Here is an 18,813-nt window from a genome sequence, read left to right as displayed (position 1 = left end):
AAAGCAGATTTTACCCTAAAAGTGCTTTTTTACATATCAAAATTAAATACGATGCTTTTAAAAATTGATATATTAAATAACAGTATGAATTTCAATCATCTAAAGATAAATCGTTTGAATCACACGTGGAATACTTTCTTTTAAAATAGAAAAAGCATAAACTAGCTCTAATAATTAACAATTCCTAAAAAATAAATGTAATGAATCTAAAAAAAATCCTCTAAAAACATGACCATCGCTGAAGCTCTATTACTTCGTATAGAATTAACCACGAAACGAGACGCTTTACAGCAAAGGATTAATAATAATTTATTGATCAAGTCAGATGCAAAACTTGAGGACGCTCCTCATATTTTGATTCGTGAAGCTTTTTCAGTGAATAGAGAAATTTATGAACTAACCAATCGTATTGCAGCCACCAATGCCGTCACAAAAACAATCCACGGTCGTAAAGTTTTAAATGTACTTGCCGATCGAAAAGCGTTGCTCAATCAGCAACGAATCATTCAGCAAGCGATTGATAAAATTAATGTGGATTATCATCTATACAAACAAGACGCATCATGGATTCATACCATTACAATGAATGATCTACAAAAACATTATGATGAGGTCACAGCTCAATTGCACCAATGTAACCTAGAAATTTTTGCATCAAATTGGCAAATTGATTTAATTTAGTCGATCGCCCAGTAAACATTAAAGCAAATCATATTCGATTTTTAACAAGATAAATAACATGTAAATTTGGGCAAAACATACTTAGAAATAAGCGTTTTAATTATTAAATTTTGAATCGCAATAAGTTAGAAATCATTTTGCTAAACGTTTTTCAATAAATCACTGTTGAATATTATACAAAGAGCATCAAAGTTGATGCTCTTTTGATTGATTTTTTAATGTATTCAAACAACTTAATGCACTGGATCCATAGCGTTGTCGCGAGTCGTTAGACGATAATCTTTTTCATAGACAGGCATTCCAGCGATATGAATCGAACGGGCTTCAGTTTTGGCTGAACTCATAGGTGCTTTCTTTTCGCAGCCTACTAAAAATACAGCCAGTACAACACTTAAACCGATGGATAGTTTATTCATCACATATCCTCTTTCCTTATTCTTATCTATTCAGCATAGCAGTTTTGTATAAAAATACAGCTATTTATTCTTATAAAACTTGTTTATTTGTCACAAGATTGAACAAATATATTTGCTTGAGCAAACCTTAAAGGTATATGGAAAATACTGTTGTGAATGTAATATACGCTTAATTTTAATATGTAAAATTCTGCCTATTTGCAAAACTTGCATGCAATATTTTTAAAATGCTTAAATCAAGCTAAACCGCTTAAAGATGAGTTTATTTTTTTAAACATGCTGAACTTGTCGATTTATAATCTTTGCCCCATGTTCGATAGGCTTGTGTATCAATATGATAGCGATTATTACCATAGACACCTAAACCCATTTTAAAATGCTTACCTTCAACTTTCCAAAACTGACACATTTTTTTTAATAATAAATTACGATCACTTTCAATCGTTTCTTTGGGGTCAAGCACGTGGAAATCTACAGCATAAAGGTATAAATGCTGACTTTTTTCTGCGCCATGTATGCACTTATTTAACTCAGGAGTACGATAAATTGCGGTAATGGTGTATCGCTTAAAAAACTCATTACGATTCAACTTTTCAACCAATTGCAAACTGCTCACAACATTTTTCCAATAACGTTTAGGTGGAATTGCAAAACGCTTGGAATAGCAACGCTCAGGCATGTTATTTCTAGTTGTCGTAAGCTCCATCAAACTGGGTGGGTTTTTCAAATATTGCGACATAAATTGATAATAGTCAGCAAGTAACTTTGGATCTTGCTGCGCTTGCCACTGTTTAAATTGTTGTTGCAATTGGATATTGCTTTTATTTTGTGGTGTTTGCTGCTGATCAGGTGGATGACAAGCACTCAAAATCACAACAGCGGCGTAAAACAATAAATTCCGACAATCATTCACATAATTTCTCTTTTTAATCAAAATCATCGTTATCACAGCAGAACTAAATCTAATTGTTTATTCATCATATTTATCTTTATATTGAAGCATCATTTTATCTAAATATGCGTTGTTATTGCTTTAACTTACAAAAATAAACAGCGTACTATTTTACATCGGACAAAAATGTCCGTTAAATAAATATAAATACTTTAAGCGCCGCATTACTCATGCTCAAACGCCAACAACAAGCTGCTCAAAATCGTGAAGACTTGCTTGCAGCTGCGCTAAAAATCTTTCGTGAACAAGGTATTCGTGCGCCCTTACAACTCATTATTGATGAAGCAGGTGTTGGGCGAGCAACTTTTTATCGAAATTTTCAAGATCGTCGTGCCTTGGTTCTTGCATTGATGGAGCAAGCTCTAAGTCGACTTGAAGAACGTGCCAAGGATTATGTCCAATATCCAGATGGGATGTTTCGCCTTATTCAAAACCACGTCGATAATCTGCCTTATTTAACAGCGCTTATGGAATATTGGAGAGTCATTGATCATGATGACCCTGCTTTAATCAATATTTATCAACGGCGTGATCAAATTTTGCAGCCTTTGATTGATCAAGCAATTAGCAATCATGTTTGTCGCCCAGATTTAACCACAAAAGATTATTCACTCATTACAGGAATTCTCAGAGCCTCTTTTCAGGGGATGAATGATGCAGAACAAGTCAAATTGGCAAAACGTGCTGTAGATTTACTGATTCATGGAATGAAAGCGTCGTAGGTTGAGAAATGGAGAAAACACCTCGTCTATTAGAACCCGCCCCTGACTGGACAGTTGAAGAACGTCCGACCTTGCCGGGTTCGCCTGCTGCAATTGCGCACCCGCTTTCCAAAAAACTGATCTATTTTTTTATTGGTTTATTTGTGGCTATTTCAGGTAGCTTAAGTAATGGGTTTATTACCGCCAACCTCCCCTTAATTCAAGGAGAATACTCGCTCAGCCCATCTGAAGCTGCATGGATACCAGCCGCCTATGTCATGGCAAATGTCAGCTCAAATCTAGTGCTTTTCAAAGCACGTCAACAATATGGATTAAGACTTTTTTCAGAAATTGGCTTAGTACTATTTATTGGTGTACTCATCTTACATATTTTTGTACATACCTTTGAAATGGCACTCTTTGTCAGAATAATGAGCGGTCTCGTTGCAGCACCTTTAAGTTCGCTCGGTATGTATTACATCATGCAAGCCTTTAAGCGTGAGAATTTTGGTCGAGGGATATATCTAGCACTTGGTTTTCAGCAGTTAGGTATTCCTCTAGCTTGGATGATTTCTCCATATATTGTCGATGTAAATGATTGGGCGGTACTTTACACCTTCGAACTTGGCTTAGCTTTATGCTGCTTGGCCATGGTGGTTTCTCTCAAATTACCACGGAGTTTGAGAATCGCAGTTTTTGAGAAACAGGATTTTTTCACTTTTGTTTTGCTCGCACCCGGCTTTGCATTACTGTGTATTGTGCTTACTCAAGGCCCTATTCTCTGGTGGTTTGAAACAAAATGGCTCGGCTATGCTTTGATTGCTGGATTGAGTTTAGTTGTAATTGGCTTAACCTATGAGCATTTTCGAGTAAATCCACTGATTATTACCCGTTGGTTGGGTTCAGCATCTACACTGAAATTCATCTTCGGTGCCTTGGCGATTCGTTTGTTAATGTCTGAGCAAAGCTATGCTGCGGTCAATTTCCTGAAAACCATGGGCATGGGGCCTGATCAATTTGTTAGCTTGTATAGCATTGTATTTATAGGTATTGCTTCGGGAACAATTTTCAGTGCATTAACATTTAAAAGAGAAAGAATCATTTGGCATCTTATCGGTGCTGAAATTCTCGTTCTGATTGCATGTGCTTTGGATTATCACCTAAGTAGTGATGTACGTCCCGAAAATTTTTACCGTAGCCAATTCCTCGTTGGCTTTGCAAGCGGTATGTTTATTGGCCCGCTATTACTCACTGGAATTATCAGTGCTCTACAAAAAGGACCATCACACATCGTCACTTTTGTGGTTTTATTTTCTGCAACGCAAAGTTTTGGAGGATTAATAGGTAATTCATTTTTTTCAACTTACCAACAAATTCGAACTCAAAATTATCGTGCAGAACTCATCAGTGATTTACCACAGACTGACCCTACTGTAAGTCAACGCTTGGCAAGCTATCAAAAAAATGCGGCTCAATATACGTTGGATCAAAGTCTAGCGCAAAATCAAGCACTTCGGAATTTAAACCAAGCGCTCACCCGTGAGGCTCAGGTTCGTGCTTATAACGACGTGATTGCCCTCAATGGCATATTTGCAATCCTATTACTCATCTGGGGTGCATTCAATATTGCATGGAGTAGATACCAATCGAGAAAGCAACAACCCGTCATCAATAGTAGTTAAAGGCTAATCTTATGTTATTCGTCAACAAACACTTGCTTATCGGTATATATTTTAAAATTCGAGATTGATTATGTCACAAGATCAAACCCCTGTAGAACAAACGTCGAATACAGCTCAGGAAACTCAAGCCTCAGAGACACCTGTTGCAACAACACCTTCCAGTAAATTAATTCCAACTGCAAAACGCACATTGGTACTGATGTTTATTGTGTTATTGCTGGGGATTAGCATTATCTTGTGGGCGTGGAGAATTGGTCCTTTTGAGAGCGTGATTGAATCAACTGATAATAGCTATATCAAAGGTAAGACAACCGTACTTTCTTCTCAGATAAATGGCTATGTCAAAGATGTTTTGGTCAGCGATTTTGATCACGTCAAAAAAGGTCAGGTTTTAATGCATATCGATAGCACAACATATGATCAGAAAATCACACAAGCTGAATCAGGTGTAGATCAAGCGCATACGACTTTAGCCAATCAAACTCAAGCGATTCAACAACGTAAAGCAGACATTGTCGCAGCCCAAGCCAAAGTAGATCAAGCAGGTGCAGCTTATGAACTAGCAAATGCACAGCTGAAACGTTACCAACAATTAGGCAACAGTGGTGCAGCCTCCAAAACAGAACAAGACAAAGCCGCAGCAGATGTTAAAAATAATCTAGCCTTACTTAAACAGGCAGAAGCCAATGTATTGGTTGCGCAAGAAGCACTAAAAACTGCACAAGTTGCTGAGTCTGGATTAAAAGCTCAAGTAACGAATGCCAAAGCACAATTTGACCAAGCTGTAACCACCAAAGATTATAGTGTGATTTCCGCACCTATGGATGGTCAATTGGGGGAAGTAAGCCCACGTGTTGGGCAATATGTCGCAGCAGGTTCGCAGTTAATGTATCTGATTCCTCAACAGACTTGGGTCATTGCCAACTTTAAAGAAACCCAAATTGCCGATATGAAAATTGGGCAAAAAGCATCTTTTACTGTGGATGCAATGAAACACCAAAAGTTCACAGGACAGATTGAACAAATCTCTCCTGCGGCTGGTGCTGAATTCAGTGTACTTAAACCTGATAATACGACGGGTAATTTTACCAAAGTGGTGCAACGCATTTCTGTAAGAATTGCCATTGATCCAAATCAAAAAGGAATCGAGTTCTTAAGACCGGGCATGTCCGTCATTACTTCTGTTGATACAAGCTCGAAATAAATTGGTTTTAACTTGTTTAGTTTTTCATAAGCAGCAGGCTTTTCAATATAAAAGTTTTTACATAGCCAAGTGTTAAAATCATCTCATTTGAAATAAATCAATATCGAGACTGAGTTTGAGTACAATAGCAATGATTGGTCTAATTACCGCTTGATTATTGAATAATATGAATATGTTCGATCGAATTGCTCAAACGGTTTCTGAGCAAACGCTAAATTTGGATCTGCCTGTGCAGATGACCATTAAACGCCTAGACCAAATTCATCCGCAAATTTCTGGTAATAAATTCTTTAAACTAAAATATAACTTTTTAGAAGCTAATCGCCTAAATTTAAAACAGATTATTACTTTTGGCGGTGCGTATTCCAATCATATCGCTGCTACGGCTTATGCTGCTAAATTATTTGGCTTTCAAAGTATTGGAATCATTCGTGGCGCTGAATTAGAAAATAAAACACTGAATCCAACCTTGGAAGCAGCTCAGCAAATGGGTATGCAATTTCAATTCGTTTCACGTGAAAAATACAAATTAAAAGATACACCTGAATTTTTGGCTGAATTAAAACAGCAATATCCTCTTGCTTATATCATTCCTGAAGGTGGGACAAATGCTTTGGCAATACAGGGCTGTCAAGAGGTTCTAAGTCAGGACGATTTACAAAATTATGATGTGATTTGTTGTGCTGTTGGAACTGGAGGAACGATAGCTGGACTGATTGAAGCAGCGACAGATCAACACACAATTTTAGGATTTTCAGCACTTAAAGGTGACTTTCTACAACGAGATGTTGCTCAACTGACTTCAAAAAATAATTGGAAAATTATCGATAATTACTGCTTTGGTGGTTATGCCAAAACAACACCCGAATTGTGTGAGTTTATTGAAAATTTTGAGTATCAACATCAAATTCCCTTAGAACAAATTTATACGGGGAAAATGCTGTATGGTATTTTTGACCTTATTACCAAAGGCTATTTTGAACAAAAAACTAGAATATTGGTCATTCATTCAGGTGGTTTACAAGGTCGGAACATCTCTTGATGGATTTTAAATAATCAGAACAAAATTTAAGCTCAAGATTAGTTCTGAAAATTAACTCAAATTTGTCTATAATCCCCTGCTTTGACTTTTCATGAGTTTTTGCATGTCTTCCAACCAATACGATGTGATTGTCCTCGGTGCAGGTGCTTCAGGTTTAATGCTTGCAGCAAAAGCGGCTGCACGTGGTCGAAAAGTTTTGGTGGTTGAAAAAGCCAATAAAGTTGGTAAGAAAATTCTCATGTCAGGTGGTGGTAAATGTAACTTTACCAACCTTTATGTCGAACCTGAAAACTTTATTTCACACAATCCGCACTTCGTCATTTCTGCTTTAACACGCTATACCAATTGGGACTTTATTGGCATGGTATGCGAGTATGGTATTGAATATGAAGAGCGTAAACATGGTCAACTTTTCACTCTAAAAGGGTCAAAAGAAATTCTAGCGATGTTATTAAATGAATGTGAGAAAACTCATTTAGTCGATATTAAAACCAACTGTGAAGTCAAAGCTGTCTCTCAAACAGAACCACAAGGTTTTCAAGTTGCGACGAGTTTAGGCTATTTCCAAGCTGAATCGATTGTGGTTGCTGCGGGTGGTTTATCTATTCCGACATTAGGTGGTTCTGATATTGGTTATAAAATTGCGAAACAATTTGGACATCATATTTATCCAACACGCGCAGGTCTTGTTCCCTTTACCTTTTCTGATCAATTCAAAGAAGTCACGACTCGTTTAAGCGGTAATGCAGTTGAAGCAACACTTTCTAACGAACTAAATAGTTTTACCGAAGCATTACTGTTTACTCACCGTGGTCTAAGCGGGCCAAGCTCATTGCAACTTTCTAATTATTGGAATGTTGGGCAGAGTTTTAAAATTGACTTCTTACCATCACAAAACCTTTTTGATTTTTTCAAAGCTAAAAAACAAGCTCAACCGAAAGTTTTGCTTCGTACTTTACTTATTGAACATTTACCAAAAAGTGTGGTGATTGAGCTACAAAACTTAATTTGGGCGGAATTTGCAGAAACAGCGATTGGACAATTAAGCGATGAAAAGCTTGAAAATATTGCCAATAAATTACATCAATTTGAAGTAAAACCTTCAGGAACAGAAGGTTATCGTACAGCTGAAGTGACTTTAGGTGGTGTGGATACCACAGAAGTTTCATCAAAAACCATGGAAAGTAAAAAACAAAAAGGCCTATTTTTTATTGGTGAGATCTTGGATGTGACGGGTCATTTAGGTGGTTTTAATTTCCAATGGGCATGGGCATCTGCACACGCCGCTTCCGAATATGTTTGATTGATGAGCACTCAATCATCTATTTAAAATCACATCCTTTGGCGATTTTATTTAAAACCTTAAATCACTCAAAATCGCCAAACTGCTCTTTATTCAACTTCCTATGTGATGACAGAGCTGACATTCAAAAACTCAGTTTCACGCTTGTGAGTCTTTGGAATGATTTTCTTGCTGCTGTTGCTCAACTTCATTTGGACTTTGTTGTTTATTGGGTTTAGCAAACACAAATTTATAAGCGCTGGCTAAAAAACCAATTGTAATTCCAGCAATAACAATTGGAGCAATAAATTTATTCGGGTGTTTGTTTGACATTATTTTTCTCCTCTACACTTTATACAATACTATCTCACGATGGATATCTGATACGATCATAAAATAAAAAAGACCGATCAAATATCCTGATCGATCTTTTTTTTAAATTAAAGGTTATTTCGGGTCATTTTCATCATGATTGTGAGTATGATCCAATGAATCATTCAAAGACTGGTACTCAGTTTCTATGATGGGCGCATCCGCTGTAACTTGATTCGTTTCAGCCATTGGCGTGTCCGCTGTTGCGCTATTTTTTTGATGCAAAGGATTCGGCTGATTGGCTTGCTTCTTTGCTTTATCAATTAAATCTCCTAAAACTCGCTCAGCAGGTTGGCGTCCACCTAAACCGAAGGCCAAAGCAAATGCCACTGCAACTGAACCCAACGTTAGACCAAAGGCAAGATTGACAATAGAGTCTGCAATTCCCATGGCTTTTAAACCCATTGCAATGACTAAACCCATGATCAGAATACGAACCAAATTCCCTAACCAACGAGAGCTATTGTATTCACCACGTTGTACAACATTTGCAACAATATTGGCTAACCAGAAACCAATCACCAGAATCACAGCACCTAATAATATATTTGCGCCAAAGTGAATAAACATGGAGATTAAGCCACTAACCTGTTCAAATCCAAGTCTGTTCGCTGCTTCGGAAACTGCAAATAACATCGTAAAAATAACGATAAGATAACCGATGATACAAGAAACTTTGGTGTCACCTAAAAAACGCTGCACATCTAATTTTGCAGGTATTTCATCTACACCTGTACCTGCAACGACTTCAGCAACTAAACGCCCGACAAAACGAGACACGATATAAGCGACGATTAGGATTAACCCTGCTGCAATGATATGCGGAATCGCATACATGATTTCTGCTAACATCGCTGTAGCAGGCTGAGAAATCGCTTGAATACCCAATGCTTCAAAAGCAACGATTAACGAGGTAATCATCACAATCGCAAATACAAAAGAGCCTAAAAACTTAGATAAACCTTGATTAGAATTTTTAAATAAGCCGACTTTCTCAATTTGAGTTTGTAGATTTAAACTGCTAATTAACCCCTCAACAATTCCCCGAACAATTTTTGCCAAGATATAACCCACAAAGACAATAACGCCTGCAATAAAAATATTGGGTAAATACGACACTGCTTCATTCAACATATTTTGAACAGGAAGCAACAGACCTTGTAAACCCAAAATTGATAAAACAATTGGTAAGAATAAAAGTAAAATCAGCCAGTACACGATATCTGCAATATTCTGAGTGATTGGACTCACCCCCACATCTGCACTGAGCTTTTCATCTAATTGTGTACGGTCTAAAACTCTTTTTAATCCAACTCGGACTAAATTCGCTACGATCCAACCAATAAAAGCAATCGCAACAGCAGCCAATAATTGAGGGATAAACAATAAGAATTGTTGAATCATCAAGCTAAATGGGCCACTGACACTGGTTAAATTCAGTACATTTAATGCACCAATCACCGCAATGATCATGACCACCCAAAACACGATTCGAGATAAAATATTTTCAATATTTGAACGATGTCCTGTCGCTGCCGATAACTTTTGATTTGTCCCAAGCTTTTCAAGGATTTTTTTAATGCCAGCGGCTACAATTAAAGCAATAATCCAACCAATAATAAGGATAGCCACTGCTGCGAATATCGGTTGAAATTGATCCCAATAATACATGGCATCAAAATGTCCCCGTGCTTGTAAAATTTCATTCATTTTTTATTCCTCAAGCTTAAGATTTATATGAATTTATACTTCGTTGAGATTCGCAATCATTCCAAACTCAATCTGGAATGTTGATCTATTTTTTGATTAACAACACTTTCACTTTATCTTTTGAGCATTTATTGTTCAATTTTTACTGCATAACTTGTACAAATATGATTCAAAACAAATCATAAGTCCCCTATTCTCATGCGAAAAATTATGAGTGATATACGTATTGAATAAGCTGAGTTTTTGGAAATGAATATTTTTATGGGTAGAAATAAATGCTCAACCACTTTATTTTTTAATGAGCTGATCATCAAAAGTATAAAAAGTAAAAAACTCTAGCAATATGAATATGGCTAGAGTTGGTTAGATAAATCATTCTTCATTATCATGGGCTGATGTTGTTTATTCATCACACCCAATTCGCTATCATGTAAAGCATCATCGCAACGAGAAATACCCCCACAAGAATAAGCATATAAACCGGTAAGCGTTTCTTATGAGTAATTTCTTCTGCACTGGTTACATGAGATGGTTTGCTGAAATCGTGTCGCATAATTTCTACCTCCATCTATATGATGTGCTTTTATATTAGCAAGTTAATTTGTGCAGTTGTGTAAAATATTTTAAACGAAAGTAAATTTGAGCATGAGCGGTTCTCAACCAATAAATAAGCTATAATATGTACCCGATTTTTTGGCTATTGTAGATATGGCTTATCAACGACAAAGTGTCGCACTTGATTTAGACACTGATGTCACACATCAATGCTACTTGCATACATCTCGTGATGAACATTTGATTGGAATTATTGAATTTAGCAAGCCAAGCTATGTGGTGAAATGGGGGGATTTAGAATACTTTCGTCGACGTACAGATGAGTTTTCTGTGATGCCTCTACCAGATTGTATCAATGCGATGATTATTGATATTCGTAATGTCGCAGCATTTTTGGATAATGAAGTGCCAATCATCCCTTGGCGTTTAATCGAAGAAGATTGCCCTATTCGTTTGGTTGTTCCACATGAACGCTTAGAACATTATGCAGGGCTTTTCGAACCAACTTGGTTGACCAGCGATATCGATACAGCGATTCAAGAACTACGTGAATTTATGGACATGTTTGTGCATTGATGGACAATGCACAACGGTAAATAGAGCCATTCAATTCTGTCGTTTTGCAGCCGACTTACGCTGAATGAATAAAATTAATCATCAAATATAGCAAAGTTTTACCAATAATTTTCTACAGCAATATTCCCTTCACCACGACGGTTCATGCTTAATCCACGCGCTTTTAAAGCGGCTTTGGTATCATCCACCATTTGTGGATTTCCGCAGAGCATGACATGAGTCGTTTCATGATTAAAACTTAAATCAGCCACTTTTTCCAATTCACCATTTTCAATCAAAATGGGTAAGCGGTCATGCAATACTGCATTTGGATCACGAGTAATAATTGGAATAAATTTAAAACCCGTATGTCCTTCACCAAATGTTTCAGCAATTTCCTGAATACGATCGACATAAGCCAACTCAGACGCAGTTCTTACACTATAGACTAAATTGATTTGCTGATATTTAGACCATGTCTCAAAATCTTGTAGCATGGAAATAAACGGCGCTAAGCCTGTTCCTGTTGCGAGTAACCATAAATCTTTTGGTAAAGGTAACTGATAACGTGCTAAAGTTAAGAAACCATAAGGAATTTTTTCTAGATACAACTCATCTCCCACTTGGAGATGTTGTAAATTTGACGTAAAAGCACCATCTGGGACAACGATTGAAAAGAATTCTAAGGTTTCATCAAATGGAGATGAAACGACAGAATAGGCTCGCACAACCAAATCATCATTCACTTTCAAACCGATTCGTGCAAATTGCCCCGCTGTAAACTTAAAATGTGCAGGTCGGGTCATGGTAAAACTGAAAAGTGTATTGGTCCAGCGACGAACAGACAAAACTTTTTCTACGCTAAATTTTTCAATTGACATGATTTCTACGTGGCATGAAAGATAGTGCTCATGGTAGCATGACTATATAATTTATGAATATTTAAAATGTTAAGGCTCTACACATGCGAATGACTTTACGCCAATTGGCTGTTTTCGTAGCTGTTGCTCAGGAAGGTACTGTTACCAAAGCGAGTGATGCAGTTCGGTTGACTCAAAGTGCTGCAAGTATGGCTTTGGCAGACTTGGAAGATGGATTAGGTGCACCACTGTTTGATCGTCTTGGAAAACGCTTACAGTTAAACGATTTAGGCCGTTTTTTACTGCCTCAGGCACTCGAAATCTTGGGGCGCTGTGAAGCTTTTGAACAAGCAGCTAAAGGTGAATTGCAAAGCATCGACTTAAGAATTGGTGCAACCCTCACGATTAGTGATTATTTAATGCCTGATTTAATGGCAGATTTCCTACAAATTCAACCACAAGCACACTTGCAACTTCAAGTGGGTAATACTCGTCAAATGATTGAGGCTGTTAATCAATTCCAACTCGATTTAGCATTAATTGAAGGCTCATGTTATTTACCACAATTACAATGTATTCATTGGCGTGATGATGAGCTTGCCGTATGTTGTTCTCCAAACCATTCATTGGCCAATCTTAATCGGCCATTAAAACCTGAAGACTTTTATCAAACTGAGTGGATTTTACGTGAAGAAGGTTCTGGGACGCGTGAAGTTTTTGATAATGCTATTTTAAAAGATCTTCCCAATGCCAAGATCAGATTGACTCTAGGACATAACGAGGCCATTTTGAAAATTGTTGCAGGTGGTCTAGGTATGTCATGTATTTCAAAACTTGCCATTCAACCGTTGATTGATAAAGGTCAACTGGTCATTCTCGATACACCTTTTTGGCAACTTACTCGCCCTCTTTTCATGTTAGTTCATCGTCAAAAATATCAAGGGCCTGGCTTAAAAGCCTTTATGAAATTTTGTGAAGAATAAAATAAAGCTCCTATTGGAGCTTTATTTTTATGTTCTGATTTCAAATGAATATCTATTTTTTTCAAATCAGACCAACAGCCTAAAGAACAGAAATTTATCGTGCAGTGGCTTCTTTCTTCTGCCGTTTAATTTCTTCTTTCTGTGCATTTTCATACTGTTGTAGTTTTAACAAACTCTCAGTTTTATATTCTGTGTATTGATCACGTGCATAGAAACCTAAATTAATAACGCCCAATAACACCACACCTGTGACCAATATCCATGGGTTAAAATTAAATTGCTTTTTAACTTCTGGCTTAGCCTGAGTTTGCTTCCGTTTAGAATATAAAAATTTAACCTTCATTTTTTGTATGAACTTTTGCGAAGCAGTTAAGTTCATGTTTTTTTCAAGCAATTGCCGTTCAAGCAACTGTTTCTGCCTATCTACAGTATTTGCATTTGGTTCTGCTTTATCTTTAACTGGAGGAAAAGCATCGGCAACTGGCGCAGTTTCAATAGCTTGAATGACTACAGGAATACTTTCCGTTGCTTTTTCAATGCTCAAATTGCTTTTCAGCGGTTCAACGATTTCTACTTTTTGAACGGGTTCTAGAATCTGTTCTTCTACAATCGATTGCTGAGTATCAACATTTACAACGTCATCAACGACAGGTTGTACTTCTTCAGCTTGAATTGATTGAACAGCTTCCGTGGTTTCTAACGCTTGAACTGTTTCAATTGGTTCAAAAATCTGCTCTTCTACAATCGGTTGCTGAGTATCAACATTTACAACGTCATCAACGACAGGTTTTACTTCTTCAACTTGAATCTGTTGAGTCGATTCAGTAGTTTCTAACGCTTGAACTGTTTCAATTGGTTCAAAAATCTGTTCATCTACAATCGGTTGCTGAGTATCAACAACTACAACCTCATCAACGACAGGTTGCACTTCTTTAACTTGAATCTGTTGAATCGATTCAGTAGTTTCTAGCATTTGAACTGTTTCAATTGATTCAAAAATCTGCTCTTCAACAATCGGTTGCTGAGTATCAATAACTACAACCTCATCAACGACAGGTTGTACTTCTTCAACTTGAATCTGTTGAATCGATTCAGTAGTTTCTAGCACTTGAACTGTTTCAATTGGTTCAGAAATCTGTTCATCTACAATCGGTTGCTGAGTATCAATAACTATAACCTCATCAACGACAGGTTGTACTTCTTTAACTTGAATTGATTGGATCGATTCAGTAGTTTCTAACGCTTGAACTGTTTCAATTGGTTCTGAAATCTGTTCGTCTACAATCGGTTGCTGAGTATCAACAACTGCAACCTCATCAATGACAGGTTGTGCTTCTTTAATCTGAATTGGCTTAATTGCCTCAACGAAAGGTTCAGTATATGAGCTGCTTTTGATGATTTGCGGTTGAATCGCAACTTGTTGGAATTGAACTGTTTTAGTAGACTGCGTAGCAAATGCATTTCTCTGCTCAGTAGACTGATTTTCATCTTTTTCAGATATATGGTTCTGATGATCGCTTAAAATACTATCAGGAGAATGTTCATTCTCATGTGCAATATTATCCGCAGAAATTCTTCTTTTCTTCAAGATTTTCCTTGAATTACGAACATTCTCAAATGAATTTTCATCATATGCATAATGTGAAGATAAAGGTTTCTTTTTATCTGCGACATAATTTTTATGATCTAAACGAACAATGAATTTAGCTAGAAATTCACCATGTTCTTCGACAACAATACATTTAACCCGTTCACCAATTTGTGGCAAAAGCGAAGTATTTGAAAAATTTTCTAATTTGAAAATAATTTGCCGATGATCCGCCACTAGCTCTATGTGGCCTAACCCCAAGCGATCATCAAAAAAAGTAACAATGCCTTTACGAAACATTTTTGTTCTCTTTTAAAAGCGTAAAAAAGGAGGCTTTAAGCCTCCTCTGATCATACTAAATTTTAATCTTTTTGCACACTACCAAAAATTTTATCTCCTGCATCACCAAGACCGGGAACAATATAACCATGTTCATTTAAACCTTGATCTACAGATGCAGTAAAAATCGTCACATCAGGATGCGCGGCTTCAACACGCTTAATCCCCTCTGGTGCAGCAACCAAAACCATCACACGAATGTCTTTACAACCGCTTGCTTTAAGTACATCAATTGCAGCAACTAGAGAAGAACCTGTTGCAAGCATCGGGTCAATAATCATCGCAATACGGTTTTGAACATCAGGAACCAATTTTTTATAATACGTACGTGCTTCAAGTGTTTCTTCATCACGTTCTAAACCTAAAACTGAAACTTTAGCGCTTGGAATGAGGTTTAAAAAACCATCTAACATACCAATACCTGCACGTAAAATAGGTACGACAGTAATCTTTTTACCCGCAATTCGATCTACAGTAACATTACCCGCCCATCCACTAATTTCATGGTCACACACAGGTAAATCTTTTGTTGCCTCATAGGTCAACAGCATCGTTACTTCTTGGGCAAGCTCACGGAAATTCTTAGTACTAATATCAGCACGACGTAATAAACCTAATTTATGACGAATGAGCGGATGGCGAATTTCTTGAATAGACACGGGAGAACACCTAAAAAGATAAAAGTAAATTTCTACTATTATAAATGTTTTTTATATTCCAGATAAGAAAAGCCCTCAACGAATGAGGGCTTTTTTTGTTAATAATGATCGTTTTTTTAAATTATCGCTGTTGAGACATCAAAAAATGTATCGGAGATAAAATTTCTGATTTCAATGCAAAATTAATAATTGGATCTGGGTAAATACCGATCAACAATACCAATGCAGCTGCACCAAGTACCATGATCCCACCCACTTTTTGTCCCCAATGATCAACTGCGTCAATACGTGGGTTTTCAGGTGGTGTCATATACATCACAACCATAACACGTAAGTAGTAATACAAACCAATACCACTACCAACGACAACCATTGCCGCCAAGAACCAGTGTTGTGTAGTCACAGCAGCCATAACCACCATGAACTTACCAATGAAGCCAGCTGTTAATGGAATACCTGCCAATGACAACATCATCACTGTTAATGTCGCTGTCAATACTGGACGACGCCAGAATAAACCACGGTAATCCGCAAGTGACTCAGCTTCATCAATATTGTTATAAGGGCTAGACATTAAAGCAACAGCACCAAATGCACCAATCGTAGTCAATGTATAGGTCACAACATAAACACTAACACTACCTAAGCTTGCATAAGTCATGCTCACCAATGCAATCAGTAAATAACCGAAGTGGGCAATCGATGAATAACCTAAGATACGCTTCAAGTTCACCTGACGTACTGCAAGCAAGTTACCGACGACAATTGAAAGCACTGCAATTACTGTAATGATGGTCACAATAGATGGAACAAGAATCGCACCAGAACTCAGTACAAAACGAACCATTAAACCAATCGTCGCTACTTTTGCAACAGTAGCAAGGAAAGTTGCGATTGGCGCTGGCGCACCTTGGTAAACATCTGGTGTCCACTTATGGAATGGAGCAAGTGAAAGTTTAAAGCCAATTGCAAAAATAATCAGACCTAAACCTAACACAACCATTGGCTGCTTAATCGCTTCGAATAATGCTTGGAAAGATTCGTAGAATGCTAAAGAACCTGTATAAGCATATAAATAAGCCATCCCCATCAGCAACATTGCAGAAGCTGTTGCAGAGAGAACTAAATATTTAACACCTGCTTCTAAAGACTTCGCACGCTGATGCGTATAAGCCAACAGACCATAAACAGGAATAGACATTAACTCTAAGCTAATAAAGAAAGATGCATAATGTGAACTTGTCACCATTAACATTGCCCCTGCAACAGAGATCAACATCAAGATATACAGCTCTTCGCGATTATCTTTATACGTTTCAATATAAGCATGAGATAAAGTACAGCAAGCCAATGCAGCAATAATAATGATTAACTGATAAAGCAATGTAAATGGATCAACCATAAACATATTCATCACATTCGATGGTGCATAAGCACCGCCGAACATCATGAATAAAATATCAATTGCTGCCAGGTTTAAACCTACAACCGAAGCTGTCGCAATCAAATTATGATTACGTTTAATCGCAGTTAAGATCATCACAACAATCGCAGTTAACGCTACGATCATTACAGGAGCCAAAGGCATGAGATCCGAAAATGACATTGTGAAGTTCATGACTATTGGATCTCCACATTTTGTTGTGAAACTACTTGTTGAGCAACATCGACAACTTCTTGAACTGGAATGTAGCTATTTGCTAACCATGCCATACTTGAATTTGAAATATCCAAGAATGATTGAGGATAGATGCCTAACCAAACTAAGCCGAAAGCACAGATTAATAAAATTACAGTTTCACGTGTATTTAAATCTTTTAAAGGGCTTTCATAATGCTGTTTCTGTTCTTCATTTGGCGTACCAAACAAAGCTTTATGGATCAAAATAAGACCATACAGACCCGCAAAAACCAAGCTGATTGCAGCAATAATGGTAAATGTTGGGAACTTCGCAAATGAACCCATAAGAATCATGAATTCACCAATAAAGTTACCTAAACCTGGAATACCAACAAGCGCACAAACAAAGAACATTAAAAAGAATGGTAAATACTGGAATTGACCACGAATACCACCCATCAAACGTAGATCACGTGTATGTAAACGCTCATACACTTGACCACACATAATGAACAATGCAGCAGAAGACAAACCATGCGCCAACATCATGATCATTAGGCCTTGGAATGTCAAAATGTTACCTGCGTATAACGCAAGTAAAACAAAGCCCATATGAGAAATTGATGTGTACGCCAGTAAGCGTTTCATATCCGTTTGTTGGAAAGCACACCAAGCGCCGTAGAAAATACCAATCAAACCTAAAATAATCGCAATATCTGCAAATTGTGCAGAAGCTGCTGGGAAGAACGGCATAACAAAACGGAGTAAACCGTAAGCAGCCGTTTTAATCAAAATACCTGCCAAGTCTACAGAACCTGCTGTAGGTGCTTGAGCATGCGCATCTGGTAGCCAACCATGTAAAGGGAAAACTGGAAGTTTTACCGCAAAACCGATAAAGAAACAGATCATTAATGCATAAGCAACATGTGGCGCTTGAGCATCAAGTGTATTCGCAACTGCAAGTAAGTAGGTGTAATCGAAACCAATCATACCTGTCATCATGTAACCATAGACTACTAAGCCTAGGATACCGATTAGCATGATTAAACCAGCAACTTGAGTATAGAGGAAGAATTTGGTTGCAGCGTAAACACGTGATTTACCATCTGCACCACTGTGTCCCCAAAGTGCGATTAAGAAATAGATTGGAACAAGCATCATCTCCCAGAAGAAGAAGAACAAGAACAAATCAATCGCAAGGAAAACACCAATAACCCCACCCAAAGACCATAAAAGGTTTAAGTGGAAGAAACCAACGTTCTTTTGGATTTCACCCCATGAACAGCCTACTGCAAGTACACCCAGCAATGCCGTTAAGCCAACCATCAACAGTGAAAGACCATCAACAGCAAGATGAATGTTAATACCGAGTGTTTTAATCCAAGGCAAATAGAACTCTGCTGCCCAAGTTGGGGTTTTCGCACCCAACTCATAGCTAAATCCGCCTTGTTTCCATAATACAATGGTCAGAACCAAAGTCAGGAGCATCCCGACTAAGGCAATATAACGCGGCAAATGTTGATCAAGTTTATCAACTAACCAGCAAACGAAACCTGCAATAAAAGGTACAAGAATCAGTGCGGGTAAGATCCAATTGTTTGTAATTTCCATC

17 protein-coding genes and 1 pseudogene are annotated in these 18,813 nt (G+C 37.4%); 8 read left to right on the top strand and 10 right to left on the bottom strand.

Annotated elements, in window-relative coordinates:
• Positions 1-228: 228 nt before the first annotated feature.
• On the top strand, positions 229-681 hold the full coding sequence (locus tag ACY45D_RS04545; RefSeq protein ID WP_463108631.1) for a DIP1984 family protein: 453 nt from the start codon (positions 229-231) through the stop codon (positions 679-681).
• 233 nt (positions 682-914) lie between these two features.
• Here ACY45D_RS04545 and ACY45D_RS04540 read toward each other — a convergent pair whose 3' ends face one another.
• Positions 915-1,097 (bottom strand): NF038215 family lipoprotein, encoded by a 183-nt coding sequence (locus ACY45D_RS04540; protein WP_463108630.1) that lies wholly within the window; start codon positions 1,095-1,097, stop codon positions 915-917.
• Between the two features lie 262 nt (positions 1,098-1,359).
• Positions 1,360-2,010, bottom strand: a complete 651-nt coding sequence (locus ACY45D_RS04535; RefSeq protein ID WP_463108629.1) for a D-Ala-D-Ala carboxypeptidase family metallohydrolase — start codon at positions 2,008-2,010, stop codon at positions 1,360-1,362.
• A gap of 209 nt (positions 2,011-2,219) precedes the next feature.
• On the opposite strand from ACY45D_RS04535, the gene ACY45D_RS04530 reads away from it, so the two are divergent.
• From ACY45D_RS04530 to ACY45D_RS04510, 5 genes are all read left to right on the top strand, one after another.
• The gene (locus ACY45D_RS04530) at positions 2,220-2,771 is read left to right on the top strand and encodes a TetR/AcrR family transcriptional regulator (protein WP_463108628.1); all 552 of its coding nucleotides are present in this window, start codon (positions 2,220-2,222) and stop codon (positions 2,769-2,771) included.
• Between the two features lie 8 nt (positions 2,772-2,779).
• Positions 2,780-4,432, top strand: a complete 1,653-nt coding sequence (locus ACY45D_RS04525; protein ID WP_463108627.1) for an MFS transporter — start codon at positions 2,780-2,782, stop codon at positions 4,430-4,432.
• Positions 4,433-4,502: 70 nt separating this feature from the next.
• Positions 4,503-5,636, top strand: coding sequence for an HlyD family secretion protein (locus ACY45D_RS04520; RefSeq protein WP_463108626.1), 1,134 nt, complete (start codon positions 4,503-4,505; stop codon positions 5,634-5,636).
• 172 nt (positions 5,637-5,808) lie between these two features.
• A complete protein-coding gene (locus ACY45D_RS04515; RefSeq protein WP_463109426.1) occupies positions 5,809-6,678 on the top strand; it encodes a 1-aminocyclopropane-1-carboxylate deaminase/D-cysteine desulfhydrase in 870 nt (289 codons plus the stop codon).
• Between the two features lie 103 nt (positions 6,679-6,781).
• Positions 6,782-7,981 carry a BaiN/RdsA family NAD(P)/FAD-dependent oxidoreductase gene (locus tag ACY45D_RS04510; protein WP_463108625.1) on the top strand — a complete coding sequence of 400 codons (1,200 nt, stop codon included), beginning with the start codon at positions 6,782-6,784 and terminating at the stop codon, positions 7,979-7,981.
• 138 nt (positions 7,982-8,119) lie between these two features.
• Here the strand turns inward: ACY45D_RS04510 and ACY45D_RS04505 are convergent, their stop codons facing one another.
• The 3 genes and pseudogenes from ACY45D_RS04505 to ACY45D_RS04495 all read right to left on the bottom strand — a co-directional run.
• Positions 8,120-8,293, bottom strand: a complete 174-nt coding sequence (locus tag ACY45D_RS04505) for a hypothetical protein (protein ID WP_463108624.1) — start codon at positions 8,291-8,293, stop codon at positions 8,120-8,122.
• Between the two features lie 114 nt (positions 8,294-8,407).
• On the bottom strand, positions 8,408-10,042 hold the full coding sequence (locus ACY45D_RS04500; protein ID WP_463108623.1) for a mechanosensitive ion channel: 1,635 nt from the start codon (positions 10,040-10,042) through the stop codon (positions 8,408-8,410).
• Between the two features lie 418 nt (positions 10,043-10,460).
• Positions 10,461-10,595: pseudogene (locus ACY45D_RS04495) on the bottom strand (hypothetical protein); the annotation flags it as partial.
• Between the two features lie 155 nt (positions 10,596-10,750).
• On the opposite strand from ACY45D_RS04495, the gene ACY45D_RS04490 reads away from it, so the two are divergent.
• Complete coding sequence (locus ACY45D_RS04490; protein WP_463108622.1) at positions 10,751-11,173, top strand: hypothetical protein; 423 nt, start codon at positions 10,751-10,753, stop codon at positions 11,171-11,173.
• Positions 11,174-11,271: 98 nt separating this feature from the next.
• On the opposite strand, the gene ACY45D_RS04485 is transcribed toward ACY45D_RS04490, so the two are convergent.
• Entirely contained in the window at positions 11,272-12,033 is a 762-nt protein-coding gene (locus ACY45D_RS04485) for a ferredoxin--NADP reductase (protein WP_463108621.1), read from the bottom strand.
• A gap of 83 nt (positions 12,034-12,116) precedes the next feature.
• On the opposite strand from ACY45D_RS04485, the gene gigC reads away from it, so the two are divergent.
• The gene (gigC, locus tag ACY45D_RS04480; RefSeq protein ID WP_463108620.1) at positions 12,117-12,995 is read left to right on the top strand and encodes a LysR family transcriptional regulator GigC; all 879 of its coding nucleotides are present in this window, start codon (positions 12,117-12,119) and stop codon (positions 12,993-12,995) included.
• A gap of 94 nt (positions 12,996-13,089) precedes the next feature.
• Here gigC and ACY45D_RS04475 read toward each other — a convergent pair whose 3' ends face one another.
• From ACY45D_RS04475 to nuoM, 4 genes are all read right to left on the bottom strand, one after another.
• Positions 13,090-14,883, bottom strand: a complete 1,794-nt coding sequence (locus ACY45D_RS04475) for a hypothetical protein (RefSeq protein WP_463108619.1) — start codon at positions 14,881-14,883, stop codon at positions 13,090-13,092.
• 62 nt (positions 14,884-14,945) lie between these two features.
• On the bottom strand, positions 14,946-15,581 hold the full coding sequence (upp, locus tag ACY45D_RS04470; protein ID WP_463108618.1) for a uracil phosphoribosyltransferase: 636 nt from the start codon (positions 15,579-15,581) through the stop codon (positions 14,946-14,948).
• Between the two features lie 121 nt (positions 15,582-15,702).
• Complete coding sequence (gene nuoN / locus ACY45D_RS04465; RefSeq protein ID WP_463108617.1) at positions 15,703-17,199, bottom strand: NADH-quinone oxidoreductase subunit NuoN; 1,497 nt, start codon at positions 17,197-17,199, stop codon at positions 15,703-15,705.
• 2 nt (positions 17,200-17,201) lie between these two features.
• Positions 17,202-18,806, bottom strand: a complete 1,605-nt coding sequence (gene nuoM / locus ACY45D_RS04460; protein ID WP_463109425.1) for an NADH-quinone oxidoreductase subunit M — start codon at positions 18,804-18,806, stop codon at positions 17,202-17,204.
• Between the last annotated feature and the right edge of the window lie 7 nt (positions 18,807-18,813).

This window comes from Acinetobacter sp. BZX-2 (genome assembly GCF_055179795.1).
Note: the sequence above shows the minus strand (reverse complement) of the source record. Positions and strands in the feature narration are given on the sequence as shown.

Excerpts from the sequence above, each read along its gene's own strand:
- ACY45D_RS04545 (WP_463108631.1), top strand. The coding sequence starts at position 229 with ATGACCATCGCTGAAGCTCTATTACTTCGTATAGAATTAACCACGAAA.
- ACY45D_RS04540 (WP_463108630.1), bottom strand. The coding sequence starts at position 1,097 with ATGAATAAACTATCCATCGGTTTAAGTGTTGTACTGGCTGTATTTTTA.
- ACY45D_RS04530 (WP_463108628.1), top strand. The coding sequence starts at position 2,220 with ATGCTCAAACGCCAACAACAAGCTGCTCAAAATCGTGAAGACTTGCTT.
- ACY45D_RS04525 (WP_463108627.1), top strand. The coding sequence starts at position 2,780 with ATGGAGAAAACACCTCGTCTATTAGAACCCGCCCCTGACTGGACAGTT.
- ACY45D_RS04520 (WP_463108626.1), top strand. The coding sequence starts at position 4,503 with ATGTCACAAGATCAAACCCCTGTAGAACAAACGTCGAATACAGCTCAG.
- ACY45D_RS04515 (WP_463109426.1), top strand. The coding sequence starts at position 5,809 with ATGTTCGATCGAATTGCTCAAACGGTTTCTGAGCAAACGCTAAATTTG.
- ACY45D_RS04510 (WP_463108625.1), top strand. The coding sequence starts at position 6,782 with ATGTCTTCCAACCAATACGATGTGATTGTCCTCGGTGCAGGTGCTTCA.
- ACY45D_RS04505 (WP_463108624.1), bottom strand. The coding sequence starts at position 8,293 with ATGTCAAACAAACACCCGAATAAATTTATTGCTCCAATTGTTATTGCT.
- ACY45D_RS04500 (WP_463108623.1), bottom strand. The coding sequence starts at position 10,042 with ATGAATGAAATTTTACAAGCACGGGGACATTTTGATGCCATGTATTAT.
- ACY45D_RS04490 (WP_463108622.1), top strand. The coding sequence starts at position 10,751 with ATGGCTTATCAACGACAAAGTGTCGCACTTGATTTAGACACTGATGTC.
- ACY45D_RS04485 (WP_463108621.1), bottom strand. The coding sequence starts at position 12,033 with ATGTCAATTGAAAAATTTAGCGTAGAAAAAGTTTTGTCTGTTCGTCGC.
- gigC (WP_463108620.1), top strand. The coding sequence starts at position 12,117 with ATGCGAATGACTTTACGCCAATTGGCTGTTTTCGTAGCTGTTGCTCAG.
- ACY45D_RS04475 (WP_463108619.1), bottom strand. The coding sequence starts at position 14,883 with ATGTTTCGTAAAGGCATTGTTACTTTTTTTGATGATCGCTTGGGGTTA.
- nuoN (WP_463108617.1), bottom strand. The coding sequence starts at position 17,199 with ATGAACTTCACAATGTCATTTTCGGATCTCATGCCTTTGGCTCCTGTA.